The organism is Pseudarthrobacter cremeus, assembly GCF_051857465.1.
Lineage (GTDB): Bacteria > Actinomycetota > Actinomycetes > Actinomycetales > Micrococcaceae > Arthrobacter.
The window spans coordinates 195,482-217,382 of sequence record NZ_JBPZHC010000003.1; the positions used below are offsets into that span (position 1 = coordinate 195,482).

At 65.8% G+C, this 21,901-nt stretch carries 17 protein-coding genes; 14 read left to right on the forward strand and 3 right to left on the reverse strand.

Annotated elements, in window-relative coordinates; translation table 11 throughout:
• Positions 1-168 precede the first annotated feature (168 nt).
• Entirely contained in the window at positions 169-2,349 is a 2,181-nt protein-coding gene (gene murJ / locus ACS5PJ_RS07505) for a murein biosynthesis integral membrane protein MurJ (protein WP_439434291.1), read from the reverse strand.
• Between the two features lie 60 nt (positions 2,350-2,409).
• A complete protein-coding gene (locus ACS5PJ_RS07510) occupies positions 2,410-2,910 on the reverse strand; it encodes an NUDIX hydrolase (RefSeq protein ID WP_439434487.1) in 501 nt (166 codons plus the stop codon).
• A gap of 207 nt (positions 2,911-3,117) precedes the next feature.
• On the opposite strand from ACS5PJ_RS07510, the gene ACS5PJ_RS07515 reads away from it, so the two are divergent.
• The 14 genes from ACS5PJ_RS07515 (at position 3,118) to ACS5PJ_RS07580 (ending at position 20,731) form a co-directional block, all read left to right on the forward strand.
• Positions 3,118-4,659 (forward strand): CCA tRNA nucleotidyltransferase, encoded by a 1,542-nt coding sequence (locus tag ACS5PJ_RS07515; RefSeq protein WP_439434292.1) that lies wholly within the window; start codon positions 3,118-3,120, stop codon positions 4,657-4,659.
• Positions 4,656-5,240: a histidine phosphatase family protein gene (locus ACS5PJ_RS07520; protein WP_439434293.1), complete on the forward strand. Its 585-nt coding sequence runs from the start codon at positions 4,656-4,658 to the stop codon at positions 5,238-5,240. The genes ACS5PJ_RS07515 and ACS5PJ_RS07520 overlap by 4 nt, the downstream gene beginning before the upstream one ends.
• Positions 5,241-5,803: 563 nt before the next feature.
• Positions 5,804-5,962: a hypothetical protein gene (locus ACS5PJ_RS07525; RefSeq protein WP_439434294.1), complete on the forward strand. Its 159-nt coding sequence runs from the start codon at positions 5,804-5,806 to the stop codon at positions 5,960-5,962.
• A 72-nt stretch (positions 5,963-6,034) separates the two neighbouring features.
• Positions 6,035-7,501, forward strand: coding sequence for a glycosyltransferase family 87 protein (locus ACS5PJ_RS07530; protein WP_439434295.1), 1,467 nt, complete (start codon positions 6,035-6,037; stop codon positions 7,499-7,501).
• The gene (locus ACS5PJ_RS07535; protein WP_439434296.1) at positions 7,494-8,933 is read left to right on the forward strand and encodes a phytoene desaturase family protein; all 1,440 of its coding nucleotides are present in this window, start codon (positions 7,494-7,496) and stop codon (positions 8,931-8,933) included. The genes ACS5PJ_RS07530 and ACS5PJ_RS07535 overlap by 8 nt, the downstream gene beginning before the upstream one ends.
• A 93-nt stretch (positions 8,934-9,026) precedes the next feature.
• The gene (locus ACS5PJ_RS07540; protein ID WP_439434297.1) at positions 9,027-11,015 is read left to right on the forward strand and encodes a penicillin-binding transpeptidase domain-containing protein; all 1,989 of its coding nucleotides are present in this window, start codon (positions 9,027-9,029) and stop codon (positions 11,013-11,015) included.
• A gap of 44 nt (positions 11,016-11,059) precedes the next feature.
• Positions 11,060-12,742 carry an ABC-F family ATP-binding cassette domain-containing protein gene (locus ACS5PJ_RS07545; RefSeq protein WP_439434298.1) on the forward strand — a complete coding sequence of 561 codons (1,683 nt, stop codon included), beginning with the start codon at positions 11,060-11,062 and terminating at the stop codon, positions 12,740-12,742.
• Between the two features lie 184 nt (positions 12,743-12,926).
• The gene (locus ACS5PJ_RS07550) at positions 12,927-13,700 is read left to right on the forward strand and encodes a DeoR/GlpR family DNA-binding transcription regulator (RefSeq protein ID WP_439434299.1); all 774 of its coding nucleotides are present in this window, start codon (positions 12,927-12,929) and stop codon (positions 13,698-13,700) included.
• Positions 13,697-14,890, forward strand: a complete 1,194-nt coding sequence (locus ACS5PJ_RS07555; RefSeq protein ID WP_439434300.1) for an MFS transporter — start codon at positions 13,697-13,699, stop codon at positions 14,888-14,890. Before ACS5PJ_RS07550 ends, ACS5PJ_RS07555 begins: the two co-directional genes overlap by 4 nt.
• Before the next feature lie 40 nt (positions 14,891-14,930).
• On the forward strand, positions 14,931-16,427 hold the full coding sequence (locus ACS5PJ_RS07560) for a bifunctional phosphatase PAP2/diacylglycerol kinase family protein (protein ID WP_439434301.1): 1,497 nt from the start codon (positions 14,931-14,933) through the stop codon (positions 16,425-16,427).
• Positions 16,428-16,587: 160 nt separating this feature from the next.
• Positions 16,588-17,538 carry an ABC transporter ATP-binding protein gene (locus ACS5PJ_RS07565; protein ID WP_439434302.1) on the forward strand — a complete coding sequence of 317 codons (951 nt, stop codon included), beginning with the start codon at positions 16,588-16,590 and terminating at the stop codon, positions 17,536-17,538.
• On the forward strand, positions 17,535-18,437 hold the full coding sequence (locus ACS5PJ_RS07570; RefSeq protein WP_439434303.1) for an ABC transporter permease: 903 nt from the start codon (positions 17,535-17,537) through the stop codon (positions 18,435-18,437). Before ACS5PJ_RS07565 ends, ACS5PJ_RS07570 begins: the two co-directional genes overlap by 4 nt.
• Positions 18,438-18,507: 70 nt before the next feature.
• Complete coding sequence (locus tag ACS5PJ_RS07575) at positions 18,508-19,407, forward strand: intradiol ring-cleavage dioxygenase (protein ID WP_439434304.1); 900 nt, start codon at positions 18,508-18,510, stop codon at positions 19,405-19,407.
• Between the two features lie 10 nt (positions 19,408-19,417).
• Positions 19,418-20,731, forward strand: coding sequence for a M18 family aminopeptidase (locus ACS5PJ_RS07580; RefSeq protein ID WP_439434305.1), 1,314 nt, complete (start codon positions 19,418-19,420; stop codon positions 20,729-20,731).
• Positions 20,732-20,778: 47 nt separating this feature from the next.
• On the opposite strand, the gene ACS5PJ_RS07585 is transcribed toward ACS5PJ_RS07580, so the two are convergent.
• The coding region (locus tag ACS5PJ_RS07585; RefSeq protein WP_439434306.1) for a PKD domain-containing protein at positions 20,779-21,901 on the reverse strand (1,123 nt) is incomplete at its 5' end.

A 21,901-nucleotide genomic window follows, 5' to 3' on the forward strand; every position in this document is an offset into this window, starting at 1 on the left:
CTGTCAGGGAAATGATGGCGTGCATGATGCCGCCGCCAGCCGGCGACCGGTCAAAAGCCAGCCAGCGGGCCGGCTGACGCCTGCCTGCAAATACCCTTGTTCATTGTCGATCCTAGCCGATTGGCCTTGGCCGCCGCGGGCGACAGGCAACCGAAAAGGCTGGGAAAGTCACTTTCTCCGTGGCCTTCGCGGCTTGAAATGGGGGTTCTGGCCAGGCTTGCCCTGAAAGGTGCGACGGCCAGGCAGGGGGATTTCGTCGCGCAGCAGCCCGCCCCTGGCGGTGCTTGGAACATCCTCCGCCGGAAGATATCCTTCCGCAGGTTCGGTGCGCCTGCCATCCTCCGTGCCGCCTGCCGGTCCCACGTTCGTCACAGCAGGCGCCGCTGGGCGTTCCGGCACAGGTCCCGCGCGGAACGAGGTGGCGTCGAATTCGCCGGAAATCCGGGGAATCAGTCCGGTATCAACCGAGACCGTGGCTCGTTCCGGCGTCGGGCGTTCCATCCCGGAGTCACCACTGTCAGCCGAAGGCGACGACGGCGTCCCCCCGGACCCGTCCGACGGCCCCGATCCCCCGCGGCCCAGCCGCGCCATCAGGGGGCGGAGCAGGTCACGGAGTTCTGCCACGTGGAAGATCCTGAGCAGGAAGACGTAGGCGACCAGCATGATCGGCCCCACCACCATGACGGTCACCAGTGCTGCGAGCCGGTCCTGCCAGGCGAAGCCGTCCGGGCTGTAGCTTCCCATCAGATAAAGGGCCCCGGCCCCGGCTACCGCGGATCCGAGCGCCGCGTAGCCCATCCGGATATAGGCGTTGGCAATCCGCGGCCCGTCGAGGTGGCCCAGGAGCCGGCGCAGGAAATAGGCGCTGATGACAACGGAGAGAATGTTGCCCACCATGTAGAGAATGGCGATGGCATAGATGATCTGGCCTACAGGCAGGAACTGGATGGCAAACGCGCCTGCCACATAGACAAACGCGAGCAGCAGCTGGACATAGAACGGAGTCCGGGCGTCCTCGTTGGCGTAGAAGACGCGGGACATCATGAAATTGGCGCTCATAAAGGGTGTGCTGAGCGCCAGGATGGTGAGCGTTTGGGCCAGCATCACGCCGTCCTGGCGCGGGCCGCCCGAGAAGAACATGCCCAGCGGCCCGGCCAGCGCAAAGAGTGCCATGGCGCCAAAGACTGTGGCCACCGCCATGGTGCGGAGGCCGTGCGAGAGGGCATCGCGGAGTTCAGCCCGGTTGCCGTCCTGGGAGGCGCGGGTCATCCGGTTGAAGAGGACAGTGGCAAGTGAGAGCGCAATGATCGAGTGCGGCAACAGGTACAGCTGGCTGGCCACCTCCAGGACAGCGTTGCCCGGAAGCATGCCTGCGGCCGGATCCCCCGCAGCCTGCAGCCGCAGGCGCTCGGCCCCGGGAATCGTTGCGATACGCATGACATACAGGAACGCCAACTGCCCGACGGCGGCAGTCAGGAGAGTCCACACGCTCAGCTTTGCTGCCTGGCCAAGTCCCACTCCCCGCCAGCCGAACCGCGGCCGCAGCCCCAGCTTCAGCCGGAAAACCGGAATCAGCAAAATGGCTGTCTGCGCAATCACGCCGATGGTGGAGAATCCGGCCACCAGCAGGGTCTGGTCGGGACCCCAGTTCTCCAGGGTGTGCGGGTTGGCGGCATTTTCGCCGAAAATCCAGATGAACATGCCCAGGCCGCCGATGGCCACCAGGTTGTTCAGGATGGGCGCCCACATGGCAGGGCCGAACGCACCGTTGGCGTTGAGGATCTGCGTGAGCAGGGCATACAGGCCGTAGAAGAAAATCTGCGGCAGGCACCAGAAGGCAAAGGCCACCGCCAGCGCCTTCTGCTGCGGCGAATACCCCTGCGTTGTCAGCTCAATGACCCACGGCGCAGCCAGGGTGACCAGCGCCGTGAGGCCCAGCAGCAGCAGCACAGCCAGCGTCAGCAGCCGGCTGATGTAGTCCGATCCCCTGTCCGGGGCCTTGCTGGCCTTGATGATCTGCGGTACCAGCACGGCGTTGAACACGCCGCCGGCCACCAGCAGGAAGATCAGGTTGGGCAGGTTATTGGCGTTGATGAACGTGTCATTAACCGTTGAGCCAAGCCCCAGGGCAGCTCCGAGCATCCACGTTTTTCCGAAGCCCAGGAAGCGAGAGACAAGGGTCCCCGCCGCCATGATGGCGCTGGAGCGGGTTTCGCTCGCGCCGGAGGGGTCGGCAGCAGGTTCAGCTACGGGTCCGGTTGCAGGGCCGGCAGGAACCGTCGGGTCGGCTGCCGGGCCGGTTTGCCCGGCGCGGTCTGCTTTGTCGGAAGGGAAATTGGTAGCTGGCATCGAGTTCATCGTCTCACCCGGACGCTGTTTGTTCGGCAACCGACAGGCTGCCTGCAGGCGTCAGAGGTGTTCGGGCAGGACGTCCCGGGCCAGGTCAGCGATGCGGCGTTCGTTGGGAAAGGAGAGCTTCCGCGCGAGTTCCCGGATGGGCACCCATGCCACGTCCACGGCTTCCTGGTCAGGATCGTTTTCGATGGTGAGCTCGCCGCCGGTGGCACGCAGCAAATAATGGTGGACGGTCTTGTGGACACGGTGGCCGCTGACGGTGAACCAGTAGTCGATGCTGCCCAGCGGCGCGAGGATGTCGCCTTCGATGCCGGTTTCTTCGGCGATCTCGCGGACCGCGGCCTGCTCGTTGTTTTCCTTGCCCTCCGGGTGGCCCTTCGGAAGGCACCACTCCAGCCGTCCGCCCCGATTAAGGCGGGCAATGATCGCAACCCTTAGTTCGCCGTCGGACGTGTCCACCACAACGCCGCCGGCGGAAATTTCCTCAACCGTAGGCAGCGACGCCGGTGCCGAATGCAAGGAAGGCGCGACGTGGGCACCGATTGCCGAGGGCAACGGTGCGTTTGTCCTCCTGCCGGGAGCGCTCGGTACGGGGTGTGCCATGCAGTCCACTCTAACGACTCTTGCCCTCTCATGATGACTGGAACATGACATCAAGATGGACGGCGCATGACGCACTTTGCAGGCCTGTGAGCGAATACGCGTGATCCGGAGAAGATTTTGGCCTGCCAAGCCGCTGGTTTCTGACAAGCTTAAGTAACTATGGCGCACGTACATCACAAGACTGATTCCCACCCCGTCGATTTCCAGGTAGACCCGGTGGTCCTGGAGCTGGGGCAGCGCTTTGTCGACGCCGGCCACGAGCTGTCGCTGGTGGGCGGTCCGGTGCGGGACCTCTTCCTGGGCCGGACGTCGCCGGACCTGGACTTCACCACTGATGCCACCCCGGACCAAACAGTGGCCCTCATCAAAAGGTGGGCGGACAACTACTGGGAAATCGGCCGTGCCTTCGGGACCATCGGCATGCGCAAGGCCGGCTTTCAGATCGAGATCACCACCTACCGGGCTGAGGCCTATGACCCGGAATCGCGCAAGCCAGTGGTGGCCTTCGGATCCTCGCTCACAGACGACCTGCTGCGCCGGGACTTCACCATCAACGCCATGGCGTTGAAGCTCCCGTCCCTGGAACTGGTTGATCCTTTCGGCGGTGTCCGGGACCTCCACGCCACCGTGCTCGCCACCCCCGGCTCGCCCGAGGACTCCTTCTCCGATGATCCTCTCCGCATGATGCGCGCCGCCCGGTTTGCCTCGCAGCTGGGCATCTCTGTCCACGACGACGTCCGGCTGGCCATGACCCAGATGGCGGAACGGATCACCATCATTTCGGCCGAACGCGTGCGCGACGAGCTGGTCAAACTCATCTGCGGCGCACACCCGCGCGTTGGTATTGACCTCTTGGTGGATACCGGCCTGGCCGAGTTCGTGCTGCCCGAAGTCTCCGCCTTGCGGCTCGAGTCCGACGAGCACCACCGCCACAAGGACGTTTACCAGCACTCCCTCCAGGTGCTGGAGCAGGCCGCCGGCTTGGAAACCGATGCCGATGGCGCTGTGCCGGGCCCCGATTTTGTGCTGCGGTTCGCAGCATTGATGCACGACGTCGGCAAGCCGGCCACGCGGCGCTTCGAACCGGGCGGCGCGGTCAGCTTCCGCCACCACGACATGGTGGGGTCCAAGCTGACCACGAAGCGGATGAAGACACTGCGCTTCGATAACGACACCATCAAAGCGGTAGCCCGCCTGGTGGAGCTGCACATGCGCTTCTATGGCTATGGTGAGGCCGGCTGGAGCGACTCCGCGGTCAGGCGCTACGTCACGGACGCCGGCCCCCTGCTGGAGCGCCTGCACCGGCTGACCCGCTCGGACGTCACCACCCGCAACCAGCGAAAAGCCGAACGCCTCGCGTTCGCCTACGACGACCTGGAAGCCAGGATCGCCACCCTCCGGGAGCAGGAATCCCTGGACGCCGTGCGGCCCGACCTGGACGGCGCCCGGATCATGGCCATCCTGAACCTTAAGCCGGGACCCGTGGTTGGCCGTGCCTACAAGTACCTGCTGGAGGAGCGGATGGAGCACGGACCCCTGCAGCCCGAAGATGCCGAGGCACGGCTCCTGGCGTGGTGGGCAGAACAGCCCGAATCAACCCCACTGACCGGATCAGTACCCCCTGCCGGATCACCCGAGGCAAAGGAGACGGAAACGTCTCCCGCCGGCGTCGAACTTTCCCCCACCGAGGAGTCCAAATGAGTGTCCCCATGTTTGCGCCACGCCCCCAGCTCTGGATCATGCGTCACGGGGAGACGGAATGGTCCAAGAGCGGACAATATACGGGCCTCACGGACCTGCCCCTGACCGTGGAGGGCGAGCAGCAGGCGGTGGAGGCCCGCAAGGTGGTGGACATGGTGGATTTCGACCTCGTCCTGACCTCCCCACTGCGGCGGGCCCGGAGGACGGCCGAGCTGGCTGGATTCCCTGACGCGCAGCACGAGCCGCTGGCAGTGGAATGGAATTACGGCGACTACGAAGGAATCAGCTCGGACCTGATCCGGAAGGACAACCCGGATTACCTCATCTGGACCCACGGCGTGCCCAACGGCGAAACACTGGACGAGGTGGCTGCCCGCGCGGACAAGATCGTGGCCCGCGTCCTGGAATCCGGGCTGGACAACGTGCTGATCGTGGCCCACGGACACTTTTCCCGGATCCTGACGGCCCGGTGGCTCGAATTGGCACCCGCCGAAGGCCGCCATTTCATTCTCGGCACGGCAAAAGTCTGCACGCTTGGATGGGACAAAAAAACTCCCGCCATTGTCCGCTGGGGACTATAAACACGCATTCATAAACTTTCCGGAAAAACTTCTGCAATTAAGTAGCGGACCTCTGCGTTCGTAGGGTATTTTTATTCGTGACCCCAGAGCGGATCTGCCGGGGTCACGGCGCACGTTGCCAGGCCAGTCTTCCGGCGCAACGGCTCAGCAGAAAAGGAGGTTGGGACAGTGATTACTTTGACTAGCGGATGGCAGATGACCATCACCGCCACCCCGGCCTCTGCTGCTTTTGCGCGCCGTTTTCACGGACTGCTTGCCTCTTAGCCCCAGTACCTGATCCCGCCTCCGCGGCGGTATCACTGGACGAGGCACGCTCCCAGCCACCCGCTGGCGCGCGAAGACGCAATGAGCAGTGGCCCCGCTGTGACGCAGCAGCAACCCCATAGTTCGGAACCCTGCTTCCTGTTGGGGGCTTCGCCGCCGCAATTTCCGGTGACTGTTTGCGCATTTACGGACCACTAATTCAGCCGGGGCATTTCTTTGTCCAATTCCCGCCCATATTTGGCCGACATTGATTGGCTTTAATTGCCATGCCCGTTTCCCTTTGAAAGGAGGTGACTGCCATGATCAAAAAGATCAAGAAAGCACTGTTCCAGTTGCGCATTCTCGGCAGCGACGGTTCTGTTCGGGCTGAGCGAGGCGAATTCAACGGCAAGCTGCTGGACCAACGACGCGAAGAGGCATTTGTCCTGATGCACCAGCAGATGGCCGGCTTGCACTGAAGCCCGGGAACCGCGGGTGCCCGGAGCCCATGTCACGGTATCTCCGGGCACCATCCCGGTAAGCTCTGAATCATGCAGGAAACCAAGCCGCCGCGACAGCCGCGGCGTGCCCGTTTGGTTGTCCCGAGCCGGAGCGACCTGCTGTTGAGGAACTTCACGGAGCTGATTGGCGGACCGATGGGTGCCAGGTCGGCGCCGGGCATCGTCTCCCCCGGCGTGTTTACGGTGGAACGCGTGCTGATCATCCTGACCGTGCTTGCAGCATTGACCGGCATCGCCATCAAGAGTTACTGCCGCGCCAACGGATGGGAAACCCCGGGCCAGTTCTACTCCACCTGTTACTCGGATTTTCCGGACTACTTCCGGAGCCGCGGGCTGGGCGAGGGCACGTTCCCGTTTTTGAGCCAGGGAAGCCTTTTTGACGATCCGGTCCTGGTGGGACTCATCGCTGGTGCCACTGCGTGGCTGATCCCCGGCGACGGTGCAACGGACGCCCGGGTCCTGGGCTACTTCGACACCAATGCCACCTTGGTGGCTGCCGTCTGGATTGTCACCGTGCTGGCCACGGCGCGGATGTCGCGACGGCGCCCCTGGGACGGGGCAATGGTTGCTTTGGCTCCGGGGATCATCCTGGCCGGGACCATCAACTGGGACATATGGGCAGTCGGTTTCCTGGCCTTGGCCATGCTGTTCTTCTCGCGCGGCAGACTGGTGCTGGCCGGCATCCTCATCGGCCTTGCTGCGGCATCAAAGCTCTACGCCGTGCTCATTTTGGGCGCAATCCTCCTGCTGGCGCTGCGTACCGGGCGGATCCGTCCGTTTCTGGTGACCTCAGCCGCGGCGGCAGGTACGTGGCTGGCCGTCAATGCTCCGGTTGCCGTTTTCAACCCCTCCAGCTGGGCTCATTCCGTCAGGTTTCCCGAGACCCGGGACGCCGGCTACGGATCGCTGTGGTTCGCCTACAACCTGGTGGCCCGACGCCTTCGCTGGCCCGTCCTGGACGCCGGGACCGTCAACTGGGTTGCAGTGTCGCTCTTTGTGCTGGCCTGCGTCCTGATTGCCCTGGTGGCCCTCACGGCCTCACGCCGGCCCCGTCTGGCGCAGTTGCTGTTCCTGATCGTTGCGGCCTTTATTCTGACGAACAAGGTGTACTCCCCCCAGTTTGTGCTCTGGCTCATCCCGCTGCTTGCTCTGGCGAGGCCGCGGTGGCGGGATTTCCTGATCTGGCAGGGCGTCGAGGGCCTTCACTGGGCCGCGATCTGGATGTACCTTGGCCAGGTGACCAGCCAGGGGACATCGCAGCACAATATTGACATGCCCTACTACGTCCTGGCGGTTGCAGCACATATGCTCGCGACGGCATATCTGATGCTCCGGGTCGTTTGGGACATCTACGACCCCACATACGACCCCATCCGCCGCCATGACGTCGATGACCCGCAGGGCGGCCCGTACGAGGGCTTGCCCGACTGGCTGCGGTTCAGTCCCCGGCACCCTTCCCGGGCCGTCCTCCCCTGGCGGGAGAAACGGCATGCCTGACGTCGCTGTTGTCGGTGCCGGGCCCAACGGCCTTGCCGCCGCGGCCGTTATGGCCAGGGCAGGCCTTTCCGTGGAAGTTTTTGAAGCGGCCGGAACAATCGGCGGCGGTACCCGCACCACTGAGCTGATGCAGCCCGGACACCTCCATGACATCTGCTCTGCCGTGCATCCCATGGCGCTGGCATCGCCTTTTTTCCAGGCGTTCGAGTTGGCCCGGAGAATAGAGCTGGCGGTTCCTGGGCTCGCCTTTGGAACACCGCTCGACGGCGGCCGGGCGGCCTTGGGCTACCACTCCCTGGAACGGACGGTTGACGGCCTTGGACGGGACGGGGCCGCATACCGCCGGCTTCTTGGCCCGCTGGTAAGCCGGATCGACGGCGTCATGGACCTGACCCAGCACCAGCTCCTGCGGCTCCCCCGGAACCCCGCTGCTGCGGCGCTATTCGGGATGCGGACCCTGGAACAGGGATCCCCACTGTGGAACGCACGTTTCCGGGAGCCGCTGGCGCCCGCACTTCTGAGTGGTGTGGCCGCCCATGCGGTTTCGCAGTTGCCCTCGCTGGCAGCCGCGGGGGCAGGGCTGATGCTGACGGCGCTGGCGCATGCCCAGGGCTGGCCTATCCCGCTGGGCGGCTCGGCGGCCATCGCGGCGGCACTGGGAGATGACATCCGGGCGCACGGCGGAGTAATCCATACCGGCGAACCGATCGACAGCCTGGAACAACTCCGCGGAGCGCGCGCAACCTTGCTGGACGTTGCGCCGCAGGGACTTCTCGGCATGGCCGGCGACAGACTCCCCGGAAAGTACAGGAGGTCCCTGGAGTCCTTCCGGTACGGGAATGGTTCCTGCAAGGTTGACTACATCCTGTCCGGGCCCGTCCCGTGGGCCGCGCAAGAGCTCGCCGACGCCGGAACAGTCCACGTCGGCGGCACGCGTGCGGAGGTGGCGCAGGCGGAGAACGAGGTGTCCGCCGGGAAACACCCGGACCGCCCTTACGTGCTGGTGGCACAGCCCTCCCGATTTGACGGCGGCCGGGCGCCTGCGGGGCGGCACATTCTCTGGGCCTACTGCCATGTTCCGGCCGGATCAACACGGGACATGAGCGAGGCCGTGACCGCGCAGCTGGAGCGCTTCGCACCGGGTTTCCGCGACGTGGTGGTGCAGACCCATGTGACCACCGCGGCAGGTCTTGCCAGCTACAACCGGAATTACGTCGGGGGCGATTTCAGCGCGGGAATCATGGACGTGCGCGGACTTCTCCAGCGCCCCGTGGTTTCCCGGGTCCCATGGCGGACGCCGCTGCCGGGGGTGTACCTGTGCTCGTCGTCCACGCCGCCGGGCCCTGGCGTGACAGGCATGCCGGGCTTCTTCGCCGCAAAGTATGCCTTGAAGGACATATTCGGGCGCGGCGTCCCTGCGCTGGGGCTGTAAACCGGCGCCTGGCGCCAGCGGCCCCGGCTGGGTCCCGGCCATCCCCCGCGCGGGGACAGCAAGCGCATTCCGAAACGGGGCATAATAGCGCCCGTGGGGAACTCAAAAAAACTGTCACTTGCCATAGCTGGACTCATCCTCGGCGCCACCCTGGTTGCCTGCGACGACGGCAGAGGGGCCGCCGAAGGTTCAGCGAAAAACCTTGCGGCCGCGCTTTCCGCCCTCGACGTCGGTTCTGTGGCGTTTGATGGCAAGGACTCCGGGGTCGCCAGGCAACAGGTGCAGGACGTATTCAAGGCCCTGGAGCCGGACCGGCCGACGGTGGCTGCCGGAGAGCTGACCCTTGACGGCGACAAAGCCATCGTCCCGCTGAACTACACCTGGAAGATCTCCTCCTCAGAGTGGAAGTACACGGTCTCCGCAGAACTGACCAAGTCCGGTGGCAAGTGGATGACCGTATGGAACCCGGCGTCCCTCGTGCCGGGACTCACGGACAACGAAATCCTCAGCAAGGGCAGCCAGTCACCGCAGCGGGCCGACATCCTGGGCGCCGGGGACGCGAAGCTGGTCACCTACCGCCCCGTGGTGAACGTGGGGATCGACAAATCCCAGCTCGGCTCTGCAGATCCGGCTGCGTCAGCCACCCAGCTGGCTCAACTGGTGGGGGTGGATCCCGCTGCTTACGCCCAGCAGGTTGCCGCCTCCGGTGCCGAAGCGTTTGTTGTAGCAATCACCCTCCGCGAAGAAGGCCGCACCATTACGGATCAGCAGATCCAGGCCATAACCGGAGCCCGCGCCATTCCAGCAACCCAGCCCCTGGCGCCGAGCCGGACCTTCGCCCGGGCAGTGCTCGGCACAGTGGGTGAGGCCAGCGCCGAACAGATCGAAGCCTCGGCCGGAGCCCTCACCGCCGGAGACGTGACCGGCGTCGGCGGACTTCAGCAGCAGTACGACGCCCAGCTCCGCGGGACGGACGCCGTGGTGATCCGGGCTCAACGGGCCGACCTCACCCGCGAACAGATCCAGGCGGCGGGAACCGATCCCCGCCGGGTGGTGTTCGAGGTCGCTCCTACGCCCGGAACGCCGCTTAAAACCACGCTGGATCCGAATCTCCAGGCGCTGGCCGAGAGCACGCTTGCAGGGGTGGGTCCGGCGTCGGCCATTGTTGCCCTGCGCCCCTCAACAGGAGCGGTTCTGGCGGCAGCCTCGGGTCCCGGAAGCAACGGCTACAACACAGCGATGCTCGGCCAGTATGCCCCTGGATCGACCTTCAAGATGGTGGATTCCCTCGCGATGCTCCGTAACGGCCTCAACCCGGATTCGAAGGTGGAATGCACCCCCACCCTCACCGTGGACGGCAGGACTTTCAAGAACGCGGAAGGCTACCCGGAAAGCTCATTGGGCTCCGTCACCCTCCGCGACGCGTTCGCCCACTCGTGCAACACCGCCTTCATCGCAGCCCGCGACTCCGTATCCCAGGCTCAGCTCGAGGCAGCGGCGATGGCCATGGGTGTGGCAGTGGAGGCGCCGTCACTTGGCGCCGTCGCCTTTCTCGGTTCGGTGCCCGGGGAAGCTTCGGGCACCGAACACGCCGCCTCGATGATCGGCCAGGGCAAGGTCCTGGTGTCCCCGCTTGCCGCGGCCATCATGGCCGGATCCGTGGCCAAGGGGTCCCCCGTCTCGCCCCGGCTTGTGCTGAACCCCGACGCCGGAGCCGCCAAGGGAGGCACCCCCGGCGAGCCGACGGCGGAGGCCGCGTCGCCGTCGTCGAGCGTTACGCCCGAAGCGCCGGCGCAGGCTTCCGGCCAGCCGATCACGGCCGCGGAGGCGGCTGCGCTGTCCGACATGATGCGGGCCGTGGTCACTTCCGGCCACGCCGGATTCCTTGCCAGTGTTCCGGGGGCGCCCGTAGGTGCAAAGACAGGAACGGCAGAGTTCGGCAACGAGAACCCGCCCAAGACCCACGCGTGGATCGTGGCTGTCCACGGTGATCTCGCGGTAGCCGTCTTCGTGGAGGACGGCGGGCTCGGAGCCACCACATCGGGGCCCTTGCTCAAGCAGTTCCTGACCGCAGCCGGCTGACCCGCCGGAATGCGCCGGCAGCCGGGCGTGGGAAGATTGTTGGCGTGGCCCACATAGACATTTCCGGCATTGACTACTTCCTTTCCGATGGCACGCAGCTGCTCAACGGCGTGACGTTCAAGGTCCCGGACGGCACTAAAACGGCGCTGATCGGCCCCAACGGCACCGGGAAGACCACGCTGTTCCGGATCATCGCCGGCGATCTGGTCCCGGACGAAGGCGTGATCGGCCGCTCCGGGAACATGGGCATCATGCGCCAGTTCGTGGGCCAGGTACGGGACGAATCCACCGTGCGTGACCTGCTGGTTTCCGCTGCCCCGCCTGCATTGGCCGCTGCGGCGCGGGAAGTGGATGAGGCCGAGCTCGCCATGCTCGAGCACGACGACGAACCCACCCAGATGCGCTATGCGCAGGCCATCGTGGACTGGGGGGATGCCGGCGGTTACGACGTGGAGACCGTCTGGGACGAGGTCTGCATGGCGGCCATTGGACTGCCGTTTGACCGTGCACAGCACCGCCCGGCGTCGGGCCTCTCCGGCGGAGAACAAAAGCGGCTGGTGCTTGAGGCCCTGTTCGCCGGCCCCGATGAACTCCTGCTCCTGGACGAACCGGACAACTACCTCGATGTGCCTGGCAAGCGGTGGCTCGAGGAAAAGCTCAACGAGTCCAAAAAGACCGTGTTCTTCATCAGCCACGACCGCGAGCTGCTGAACAACGCGGCGGGACGCATCGTCACCCTCGAGCCCGGCATCAACGGCGCCGGAGCCTGGGTGCACGGCGGCGGCTTCGGTTCGTACGTGGAGGCCCGCGCGGACCGCAACGCACGTTTCGAGGAGTTGCGGAAGCGGTGGGACGAGGAGCACATCAAGCTCAAGGAACTCGTCAACATGTACAAGAACAAGGCGGCTTTCCGTTCCGATATGGCCAACCGCTACCATGCGGCCCAGACCCGGCTGGCAAAGTTCCTGGAGATCGGTCCGCCTGAGGCTCTCCCCATTGAGCAGAACGTGAAGATGCGGCTCAAGGGCGGCCGGACCGCCAAACGCGCCATCGTGGCAGAGCAGCTCGAGCTGACCGGACTGATGAAGCCGTTCTCGGCCGAGGTATGGTTCGGGGACCGCGTGGGGGTGCTGGGCTCGAACGGGTCCGGCAAGAGCCACTTCCTGCGTCTTCTCGCCACAGGGGGCACGGACCCTGAACGGGAACACGTCCCCGTCTCCGACGTCGAAATCGCCGAAGTGCCGCACGAAGGCACCGTGAAACTCGGCGCCCGCATCCGGCCCGGCTTCTTTGCCCAGACCCACGTCCGGCCCGACCTTCTCGGCAAAACGCTGCTGGAGATCCTGCACCGCGGCGACGAACACCGGTCCGGGCTTGGCCGTGAGGCCGCCGCCGGCGCCCTGGACGGCTATGGCCTGGCAGGCCAGTCCGAGCAGAAGTACGAGTCCCTGTCCGGCGGCCAGCAGGCCAGGTTCCAGATCCTGCTCCTGCAGCTTTCCGGCGCAACGCTGCTGCTGCTCGATGAACCGACCGACAACCTGGACCTGCATTCGGCCGAGGCGCTGGAAAAGGCCATCGACCACTTCGAGGGTACGGTCCTGGCGGTCACCCACGACCGCTGGTTCGCCCGCACGTTCGACCGCTTCCTGGTCTTCGGCTCCGACGGCCGCGTGTACGAGTCCCCCGAGCCGGTCTGGGACGAAAAGCGCGTGCAGCGCGCCCGCTAGCCTCGACGCTCTTGCACTTCCTGCGCATTTTGGGCCAACGCTCCTGCGCCGGGTGCCAGAGCGACGGCGGTTTTCCTGCAGGAAGTGCCGGAGCGATGGTGGCTTTGCTGCAGGAAGTGCCAGAGGGTCGGGTGATGTGATCACAGGAATGATTAAGTGATCATAAATTGCTAGCATATAGACAATGAAGACTGACGAGCGGCACAGGCTGATCGGTGAGTTGTTGCGGCACCGCCCTGAGGTGACCGTGGATGAACTGGTGGCCGCCTGTGACGCGTCCGGGGCCACCATCCGCCGCGACCTGGAGGTGCTCGCGGCCAACGGTGTCCTCCGCCGGGTCCATGGCGGTGCCAAAAGCCTGATCGGGCGGGGCGAGAACCCCGGCTATGGCCAACGCGAACTTGAAGACCACGACGTCAAAGTCCGGATTGCGGCAGCGGTGTCCGGACTGCTCAAGGACCGGGAACACGTCTGGCTGGATGCCGGAAGCACGGCAACCGAGATCGCCCGGGCGCTGCAGGGCCGCGAACTCACCCTCATGCCGACGTCGTTGCCTTCGCTCAATGCGGTAACCGGCGACGCCGGCGATGCGGGCCATCGCCCCGCGCTGCTTCTGCCCGGCGGCAGCCTGATCCCCGGCGAACTCTGCTTCCGCGGCCCGCTCGCCGAAGCCAACATCCGCTCGCTGCGTTTCGACACGGCAGTAGTCACGCCCTGTGCACTGAACCTCAAGGACGGGCTCCTGGCCCATGATCTTGAGGATGCGGCAGTGAAGCGGGCAGGACTCGAATCGGCGGCCCGGCTGATTGTTGCCGCTGCGGGATCAAAGTGGAATGCCACGGCAGTGGCCATGGTGGCCGCCCTTGATGCGGTGGACGTCATTGTGACGGACAAGGATTTCAGTGCGGAAGAACTCGCGCACCTCAACACACTCCCGGTGGAAGTAGTCAAGGCATGAGCATCAACACCAGCACCTCAACCGGTCCCTCCCTCCGGGCAGCCGCCGCCGCCACGTTTGTGGTCTTCGGAGTCAACGGCTTCGTTTTCGCCAGTTGGGCAGCACGTATTCCTGCCGTCACCGAAACGCTGCACCTGACCTCCGGCCAGATGGGCACGCTGCTGCTGTGCACGGCCATCGGCTCGCTGTTGGCACTTCCGACGGCGGGACTTGTGGTGGGAAGGATCGGCACCGCAAACGCCGTACGCTCGGCCGGAGTGTTGGCAGCACTGGCCGGCGTCGGGATTGCACTCTCCCTGTCGGCCGAGTCGGTGGCGGGCACGGCCATCTCCCTGTTCTTCTTCGGGATCGGGATCGGCTTGTGGGATGTCTCCCAGAACATTGAGGGCGCCGACGTCGAGCACAAGCTGCGGCGGACCATCATGCCCCAGTTCCACGCCGCCTTCAGCGGCGGGGCGTTTGTGGGGGCGTTGATCGGCGCAGGGCTGTCGAGTATCGGTGTCGGCCTTCCGCTGCACCTGCTGGCCATCGCCGGCATCGTGGTCGTCGTGGCACTGATCGCGCCCCGCTACTTTCTCCCGCACCTGCCGGAGGCAGCGCTTGCTGACGGTGAACCGAGGACCCCGAAGGAATCCGCCTGGCGTGACGGCCGTACCCTGCTGATCGGCGTTGTGGTCCTGGGTGCCACCCTGACCGAGGGCGCCGGAAATGACTGGATCGCGAAGGCAACCGTGGACGGGCTGGGCGCCTCGGAATCCACCGGCGCCCTGATGTTTGCCTTGTTTGTGCTGGCGATGACGGCCATGCGGTTCTTCGGCGGCCGGGTGATCGACACTTACGGGCGCGTTGCCGTGCTCCGTGCCAGCATGGCAGCAGCGGCCGCCGGTCTCGGCATGTTCGTACTCGCAGGGAACGTGTGGCTGGCCGGTGTCGGAGCTGCGCTGTGGGGCGTCGGCGCCGCGCTGGCCTTCCCCATGGGGATGTCTGCCGCCGCCGACGATCCGAAGCATGCAGCCGCCAGGGTTTCGGTAGTATCCACCCTGGGGTATGTTTCGTTCCTCGCCGGCCCGCCCCTGTTGGGCTACCTGGGCGATCTCACCGGAATCCACCTGGCGCTGCTCGCCATCCTGGCGCCGATCATGCTTGCTTTGCTGCTCGCCGGTGCCGCGAAGCCGCTGGCGTCCAAGTAGCTTCGGCAGGTACCGCCCGCCTCGGCAGTAGGGTGGTGGGATGCACAGAGTATGGCGCAAGGGACCAGGCCTGATCACCCGCATCGACCGGCAGCTGGTCCGCAGGGTGTCCTCCTTCCCCAGCGGCGGCCACGACACGTTCTTCCGCCGCCTGTCCGCATCCGCCAATCACGGCAAGCTATGGATGGGGGCGGCAGCAGTGATGGCCCTCTTTCCCGGAAAGCCACGCCGGGCCGCGCTGCACGGGCTGATCGCCCAGGCAGTTGCATCTGCCGTCACCAACATAGGGTTCAAGACCCTGCTCCCGCGTACCCGTCCCCTCCCGGAGCACCTGCCGGTTTTCCGGTTCGTCCATCCGCAGCCCACCAGCTCCTCCATGCCGTCCGGCCACTCGGCCTCGGCCGTCGCATTTGCGGTGGGTGCGGGCATCGTTCAGCCGGCCCTGGGGGCAGCGCTGGCCCCGCTGGCCGCCGGCGTCGCCTATTCCCGGGTGCATACGGGAGCCCATTGGCCGTCCGACGTCCTTTTCGGATCAGCCATCGGTGCGGGGGCGGCGTTGATCACCCGGAAGTGGTGGCCGGTCCGTCCCCCGTTTCCGCCCACCACCCGAAGCTGGACAGATGCGCCTGAACTCCAGGACGGCGCGGGCCTCGGCATCGTGGTGAACACCCTGGGCGGTTCCTTCACCGAGCAGACCGCGTCGGCGCTCCAGGAAGTATTCCCAAAAGCGCATATAGAGACGGTCAAGCCTGACGAGGCCCTTGAAGAGGCCATCCTGGAGGTCGTGGGGCGTCCGGAAACGCTGGCCTTGGGTGTGTGGGGTGGTGACGGAACCGTCGGCACGGCAGCAGCGGCCGCCGTCGAGCGCTCCCTGCCCTTGCTGGTGCTGCCCGGCGGCACGCTGAACCATTTTGCCCGGGACGCGGGAACCGGAACCCTGCAGGATGCAGTCACGGCGGCCACCCGCGGCGAGGCGGCCCGGGCGGACGTTGGCATCGTGACCGTCGAACGCGGGCTGGCAGGCAACCCGGAAACAGCGGAACACATCATGCTGAACACAGCCAGCATCGGCCTGTACCCCAACCTGGTGCGGCGGCGGGAACAGTTGCAGCCCGCCCTCGGCAAACCCCTCGCCGGGGTGGTGGCCATGTTCCGTACCTTCGCCGCCGGAACACCCACCACCCTGACCGTGGACGGTGTGAAGCACAAGGTATGGATCGCGTACGTCGGGCGCGGACGCTACTATCCCCGGGACCATGCACCGCTGCTGCGGCCTGTGCTCGATGATTCGGTCCTGGACGTCCGGATGATCACGGCCGACGAGCACCTTGCCCGGCTCCGCCTGCTGTGGTCGGTGCTGACCGGCACGGTGGCGACGTCCAGGATCACCCACCTGCGGGAGGCCTCGGAGGTCCGGATCGAGGCGGACGGGTCCCCCATGGTCCTGGCGGTCGACGGAGAAGCGGTGGCGGGCGTGCGCAGCGTGCGGATACGGGTGGAACGGCAGGCCCTGACCTATTACTCCCCCAGGTCATGAGGACTCCAGGCCCTGATCATCTCGTTCGACAAACCCTGATTGGACCCTGATTCATCCCTGATACGGACAAAATCGGCGCCGGCGATCGGTAGCGTGGAGGGTACCAACCACCCATCCCGCATCCCGCAGCCGGCTGGCTGCCATTCGAAGGAACACGTCCATGATTGAGGCAAAAGGCCTGACAAAGGTTTTCGGCGAGAAGACCGCCGTCGCCGGAGTCAACTTCACGGTCGAGGCCGGCCGGGTCACCGGTTTCCTCGGCCCCAATGGCGCAGGCAAGTCCACCACCATGCGCATGATCATGGGACTGGACCGGCCGACGTCGGGAACGGTCACTGTCAACGGCTCACCGTTTACGCGGCACGCTGCCCCCCTGCGCGACGTCGGTGCGCTGCTCGATGCCAAAGCCGTCCACACGAGCCGTACGGCGTACAACCATCTTCTGGCCATGGCCGCGACGCACAGCATTCCAAAAAAGCGTGTGCACGAAGTCATTGAGATGACAGGGCTCACGGACGTGGCGAAGAAGAAGGTGGGGGGATTCTCGCTCGGCATGGGACAACGGCTCGGGATTGCCGCTGCGCTGCTCGGCGATCCGCAGACCGTCATCCTGGACGAGCCCGTCAACGGCCTGGATCCGGAAGGCGTTGTCTGGGTCCGCAACCTGGTCAAGTACCTGGCATCCGAGGGCCGTACGGTGTTCCTCTCCAGCCACCTGATGAGCGAAATGGCACTTACGGCGGACCACCTGATCGTGATCGGCCGAGGCAGGATCATCGCCGATGCGCCGATCAAGGACATCATCAACGGCAAGGGCCGGATCCGCACCAGGGTCCGCACCGACCAGCCGGAGCAATTGATGCGCCTGCTGGACGGTGAGGGTGTCTCCGTGGAGCTCCAGGACAACGAACTTCTCGAAGTTTCCGGCCTCGATCCCCGCCAGATCGCCCGGACCGCGCTCGAGAGCCACACCATGATCTACGAACTCACCCCGCTGCAGGCCAGCCTTGAGGAAGCCTATATGGAGCTGACCAAGGATGAGGTCGAATACCACTCGTTGATCAGCACGGGCGCCGACGCCCCCGTCCAGGCCGGAGGCAACCAGCCATGAGCTCAACCACCCTCGAACCCAACCCCTCCCGCCGCGGCGCCCACGCCGGCACGGCACACTCCGGTCAACTGCCGGGCGACGGCACCAGCACGGGTCCCGGCCCGTCGTTCCCCCGCGTGCTCAACTCCGAATTCATCAAGTTCCGCACCCTCCTCTCCACACTGATCCTTCTTGCCTGCACGGTCCTGGTGGTGGTGGGATTCGGTGCCCTCTCCGCGTGGGGGACCGGCCAGTTCTCCCAGCAGGCGCTGAACGACCCGCAGGCGGCCGCACGGCTTGCGGCCCGGGGCAGTGACATCGCCGTCGGCGTTCCCACGTCCGGCATCGCGTTCGCGCAGCTCATCCTCGGCTCCCTCGGCGTGCTGCTGATGAGCTCGGAGTTCTCCACCGGGATGGCCCGTTCCACCTTCGCCGCCGTGCCGAAGCGGACGCCGGCCTTCGTGGCCAAGCTGCTGGTGGTGATGGTCACCGCGTTCATTGTCACAGCGGTTTCCGTGTACATCGCCGGCCTGGTTTCAGTGCCGATCCTGGACAACTACGACCTCAAGCTGGACCCCGCCAGCCCGCAGTCAGTGAAAATGCTGCTGATCAACAGTGCATACGTGGCCGCTGTTGCCGCGATCGGTATGGCGCTTGGCACTCTGCTGCGCAACTCCGCGGGCGGCATCATGACCCTCGTGGGCCTGTTCTTCGTGGCTCCCATCGCGTTCCAGCTGATTCCGGGCGACTTCTTCGTCCAGACCCGCAAGTACCTTCCGGGCAACACCGTGGAGCCCATGGCCGCGGCGCAGCACATACCCGACACCCTCGAGGCCTGGCAGGCTGCCCTGGTCCTTGGCGCGTGGGTGGTCATCCCGGTGGTGCTCGCCGCCGTCGTGCTGAAGAAGCGCGACGTCTAAGAGGCAGCGCACAGGTTCCGCACAGGAACCGCCTATGCAGGCGATAGGCGCGGCGGGTTGGATGGGGATCATGACCAATCATGTTCCCCATCCCAACCATGACCGCGGCCTTGAGTTTGATCTCTCCACGATGATGAGCCGCCGTTCGCTCGGCATGTTCTTCGGCGCCGGCGGCGCCGTTGCTGCCCTGGCGGCCTGCACGCCCGGCGGGTCGGGCAGCACAGCCGCCACGACGACGTCGGCCGCCACCGAAAGTGCCGCCGCCAGTGCTGCAGCGACTTCTGCGGCGGCGACGGCGACGCCCTCCGCATCGCCCATGCTCACCCGGGCGATCGCAGAATGCGGGGTGGAAATTCCCGCGGAAACGGCAGGTCCGTACCCGGGTGACGGCTCCAACGGTCCCAATGTGCTGACAGCCTCCGGAGTGGTGCGCCAGGACATCACCACCAGCTTCGGAACCGGCAGCGCGAAAGCCGAGGGCGTGCCGCTGACCTTTACCCTGACCCTGCTGGACAACGCCAACGGCTGTGTTCCGCTTGCCGGTGCCGCCGTATATGCCTGGCACTGCGACCGGGACGGGCGGTATTCGCTGTACGATTCCGGCCTGAAGGGCGAAAACTACCTCCGCGGCGTCCAGGAGGCGGATGCCAACGGGCAGGTCACTTTTACGTCCGTTTTTCCTGGCGCCTATTCGGGACGCTGGCCGCACATCCACTTCGAGGTGTTCGAATCGATGGGCAACGCGACGGCGGCAGGGCAGGTTCTGGCGGTGTCGCAGATTGCGCTGACCAAGGCCGCCTGCGACGACGTCTACGCCACGCCCGGCTACGAGGCCAGCGTCACCAACATGAAACGGACCACCCTGCAGTCCGACAATGTCTTCCGGGACGACGGCGGCATCTACCAGCTGGCCACGATGACCGGGTCGGCCGCCACCGGGTACACGGCAGGGCTTAACGTGACCATCTAGACTCGGAACCATGCCTTCACCTTCCGCCGCAGACCACATCCAGGACCTTGGCGCCTACGTCAGCGCGTCGCCGTCGAGCTTTCATGCCGTCCATGAAGCCGCCCGCCGGCTGGACGAGGCGGACTTCACCCGTCTGGACGAACTGCAGCCCTGGGACGGCGGCGCCGGCCGGTTCTACATAGTCCGCGACGGCGCCCTCATCGCCTGGGTGGTCCCGGAAAACGCCGGACCCACCACCGGGTTCAACATCCTGGGCGCGCACACTGACTCGCCGTCTTTCAAACTCAAGCCCAAGCCAACCACCGGCGCGTTCGGGTGGCTGCAGGCCGGCGTCGAGGTCTATGGCGGCCCGCTGCTCAACTCGTGGCTGGACCGGGAGCTGCAGCTTGCCGGCCGGCTGGTCATGCTGGACGGAACCCAACACCTCACCGCCACCGGCGCCATGCTCCGCTTTCCGCAACTGGCTATCCACTTGGACCGCAACGTGAACGACGGCCTGACCCTGGACAAGCAACGCCACATGAACCCGGTCTGGGGCCTGGGCAACCCGAATGACTTTGACCTGCTATCCGTGCTGGCCTCGCATGTGCCTGACGCTTCGGTCGATCCCGCCCTGATCGGCGGATACGACGTCGTTATCGCGGACACGCAGGCACCCGCGGTTTTCGGGGTAAACAGTGAGTTCTTCGCCTCCGGGCGGCTGGACAACCTGTCAGCGACGCATGCCGGGCTGGCAGCGTTGATCGCTTCTTCCTCCGGAGCAGGCGCAGGTTCACCGGCTGCCGGCGCGCCGATCGCGGTCCTCGCGGCGTTCGACCATGAGGAAATCGGCTCAAACTCCCGCTCGGGAGCATGCGGCCCCATCCTCGAAGACGTGCTGGTACGGATCTCCGACGGCCTGGGCGCGTCGGTGAGCCAGCGTCGGCAGGCGCTGGCGGCCTCGTTCTGCGTTTCCGCTGACGCGGGGCACGCCGTCCATCCGAACTATGCCGAAAGGCACGATCCCGCCAACCATCCTGTCCTGAACGGTGGCCCGCTGCTTAAGATCAACGCCAACCAGCGCTACGCCACCGACGCCAGCGGGGCGGCGTTCTGGGCACGCCTCTGCCGTGAGGCCACGGTTCCGTATCAGGAATTTGTGTCCAACAATACGGTGCCCTGCGGCTCCACCATTGGCCCGCTGACCGCCACCCGCCTCGGGATCCGGACGGTCGACGTCGGCGTTCCATTGCTCTCGATGCACTCCGCCCGGGAGCTTTGCGGCGTGGATGACCCTGCCCGGCTGGCCTCGGTCACGGAGTTGTTCTTCCGCACTGCGGCGTAGCCCGCCGGATCAGCAGTCCTGCACAGGCAGGTTACGCGGCCGGGGGTTTAACCTGCCGGCTTCAGCGCCGTCCGCCAGACCGCGACTGCCCTCATGGCACTGAAGGTCCACGTGGCCGTTCCGCTTGCGCCCGCGGTGGCCTGAACCTCATCGGCCAGTTCGGCAATTTGGCCGGAGGGGGCCTCCCACCGCTCAGTCCAGCCGGTTGGCGGGGTCACCACCGGCGAGCTGCAGTCGCAGGCGATGCCGCCAATCAGCATGGCGCCGTTGCTTACTGTCGTCACGCTGGGGCCTGCGATGCTGGTCGCTGTGTACGTCGTATTCACGGCGTTGACCACTGGGGTGTCCAGCGGGGTCGTGGTGTTGACCCCGCGGTAAGCAGTGATGCCGCCACCCCATTTCACGGCGGTGCTCAACGTCCAGGAGTAGCTTGCCTGATCGGAGGCTCCCACCACGTGGTAGTAAGCGAATGCCCGGGAGCCAGCCGAGGACGAACTGTTGATCGACAAGGCGTTCACCATCGGCGTCCAGCCGGCCGGAACCGAAGCCATTGTCGGGTTGTAGTCCGCGGTAATCGACGCGACCAGCACGTCACCGGCCGCCGTACCTGCCGGTTTGGCCAGTTCCACGGCGGCCGCCGCCGTGGTCATGGACGCGGTGCTCGAAGCGACCACCGTCACCCCTCCGGCCGGGGGTGCCGTGCCGACGGTGATGGTGGTGGTGGCGGTGGTGGAGCCGGAGCTGTTGGTCGCGGTCAGTTTCGCTGTGTAGGTTCCGGCTGTCGTGTAGGTGCGGGAGGGGTTCTGGGCGGTGGAGGTGCCGCCGTCGCCGAAGGTCCAGGCCAAGGATGTGGGGCTGCCCGTGGACGTGTCGGTGAAGCTGACTGTCAGGGGTGCGTTTCCGGAGGTGGGCGTGGCGGTGAAGGAGGCTGTCGGGGCGGCCGGGGGTGCTGTGCCGACGGTGATGGTGGTGGTGGCGGAGGTGGAGCCGGAGCTGTTGGTCGCGGTCAGTTTCGCTGTGTAGGTTCCGGCTGCCGTGTAGGTGTGTGAGGGGTTCTGGGCGGTGGAGGTGCCGCCGTCGCCGAAGGTCCAGGCCAAGGATGTGGGGCTGCCCGTGGACGTGTCGGTGAAGCTGACTGTCAGGGGTGCGTTTCCGGAGGTGGGCGTGGCG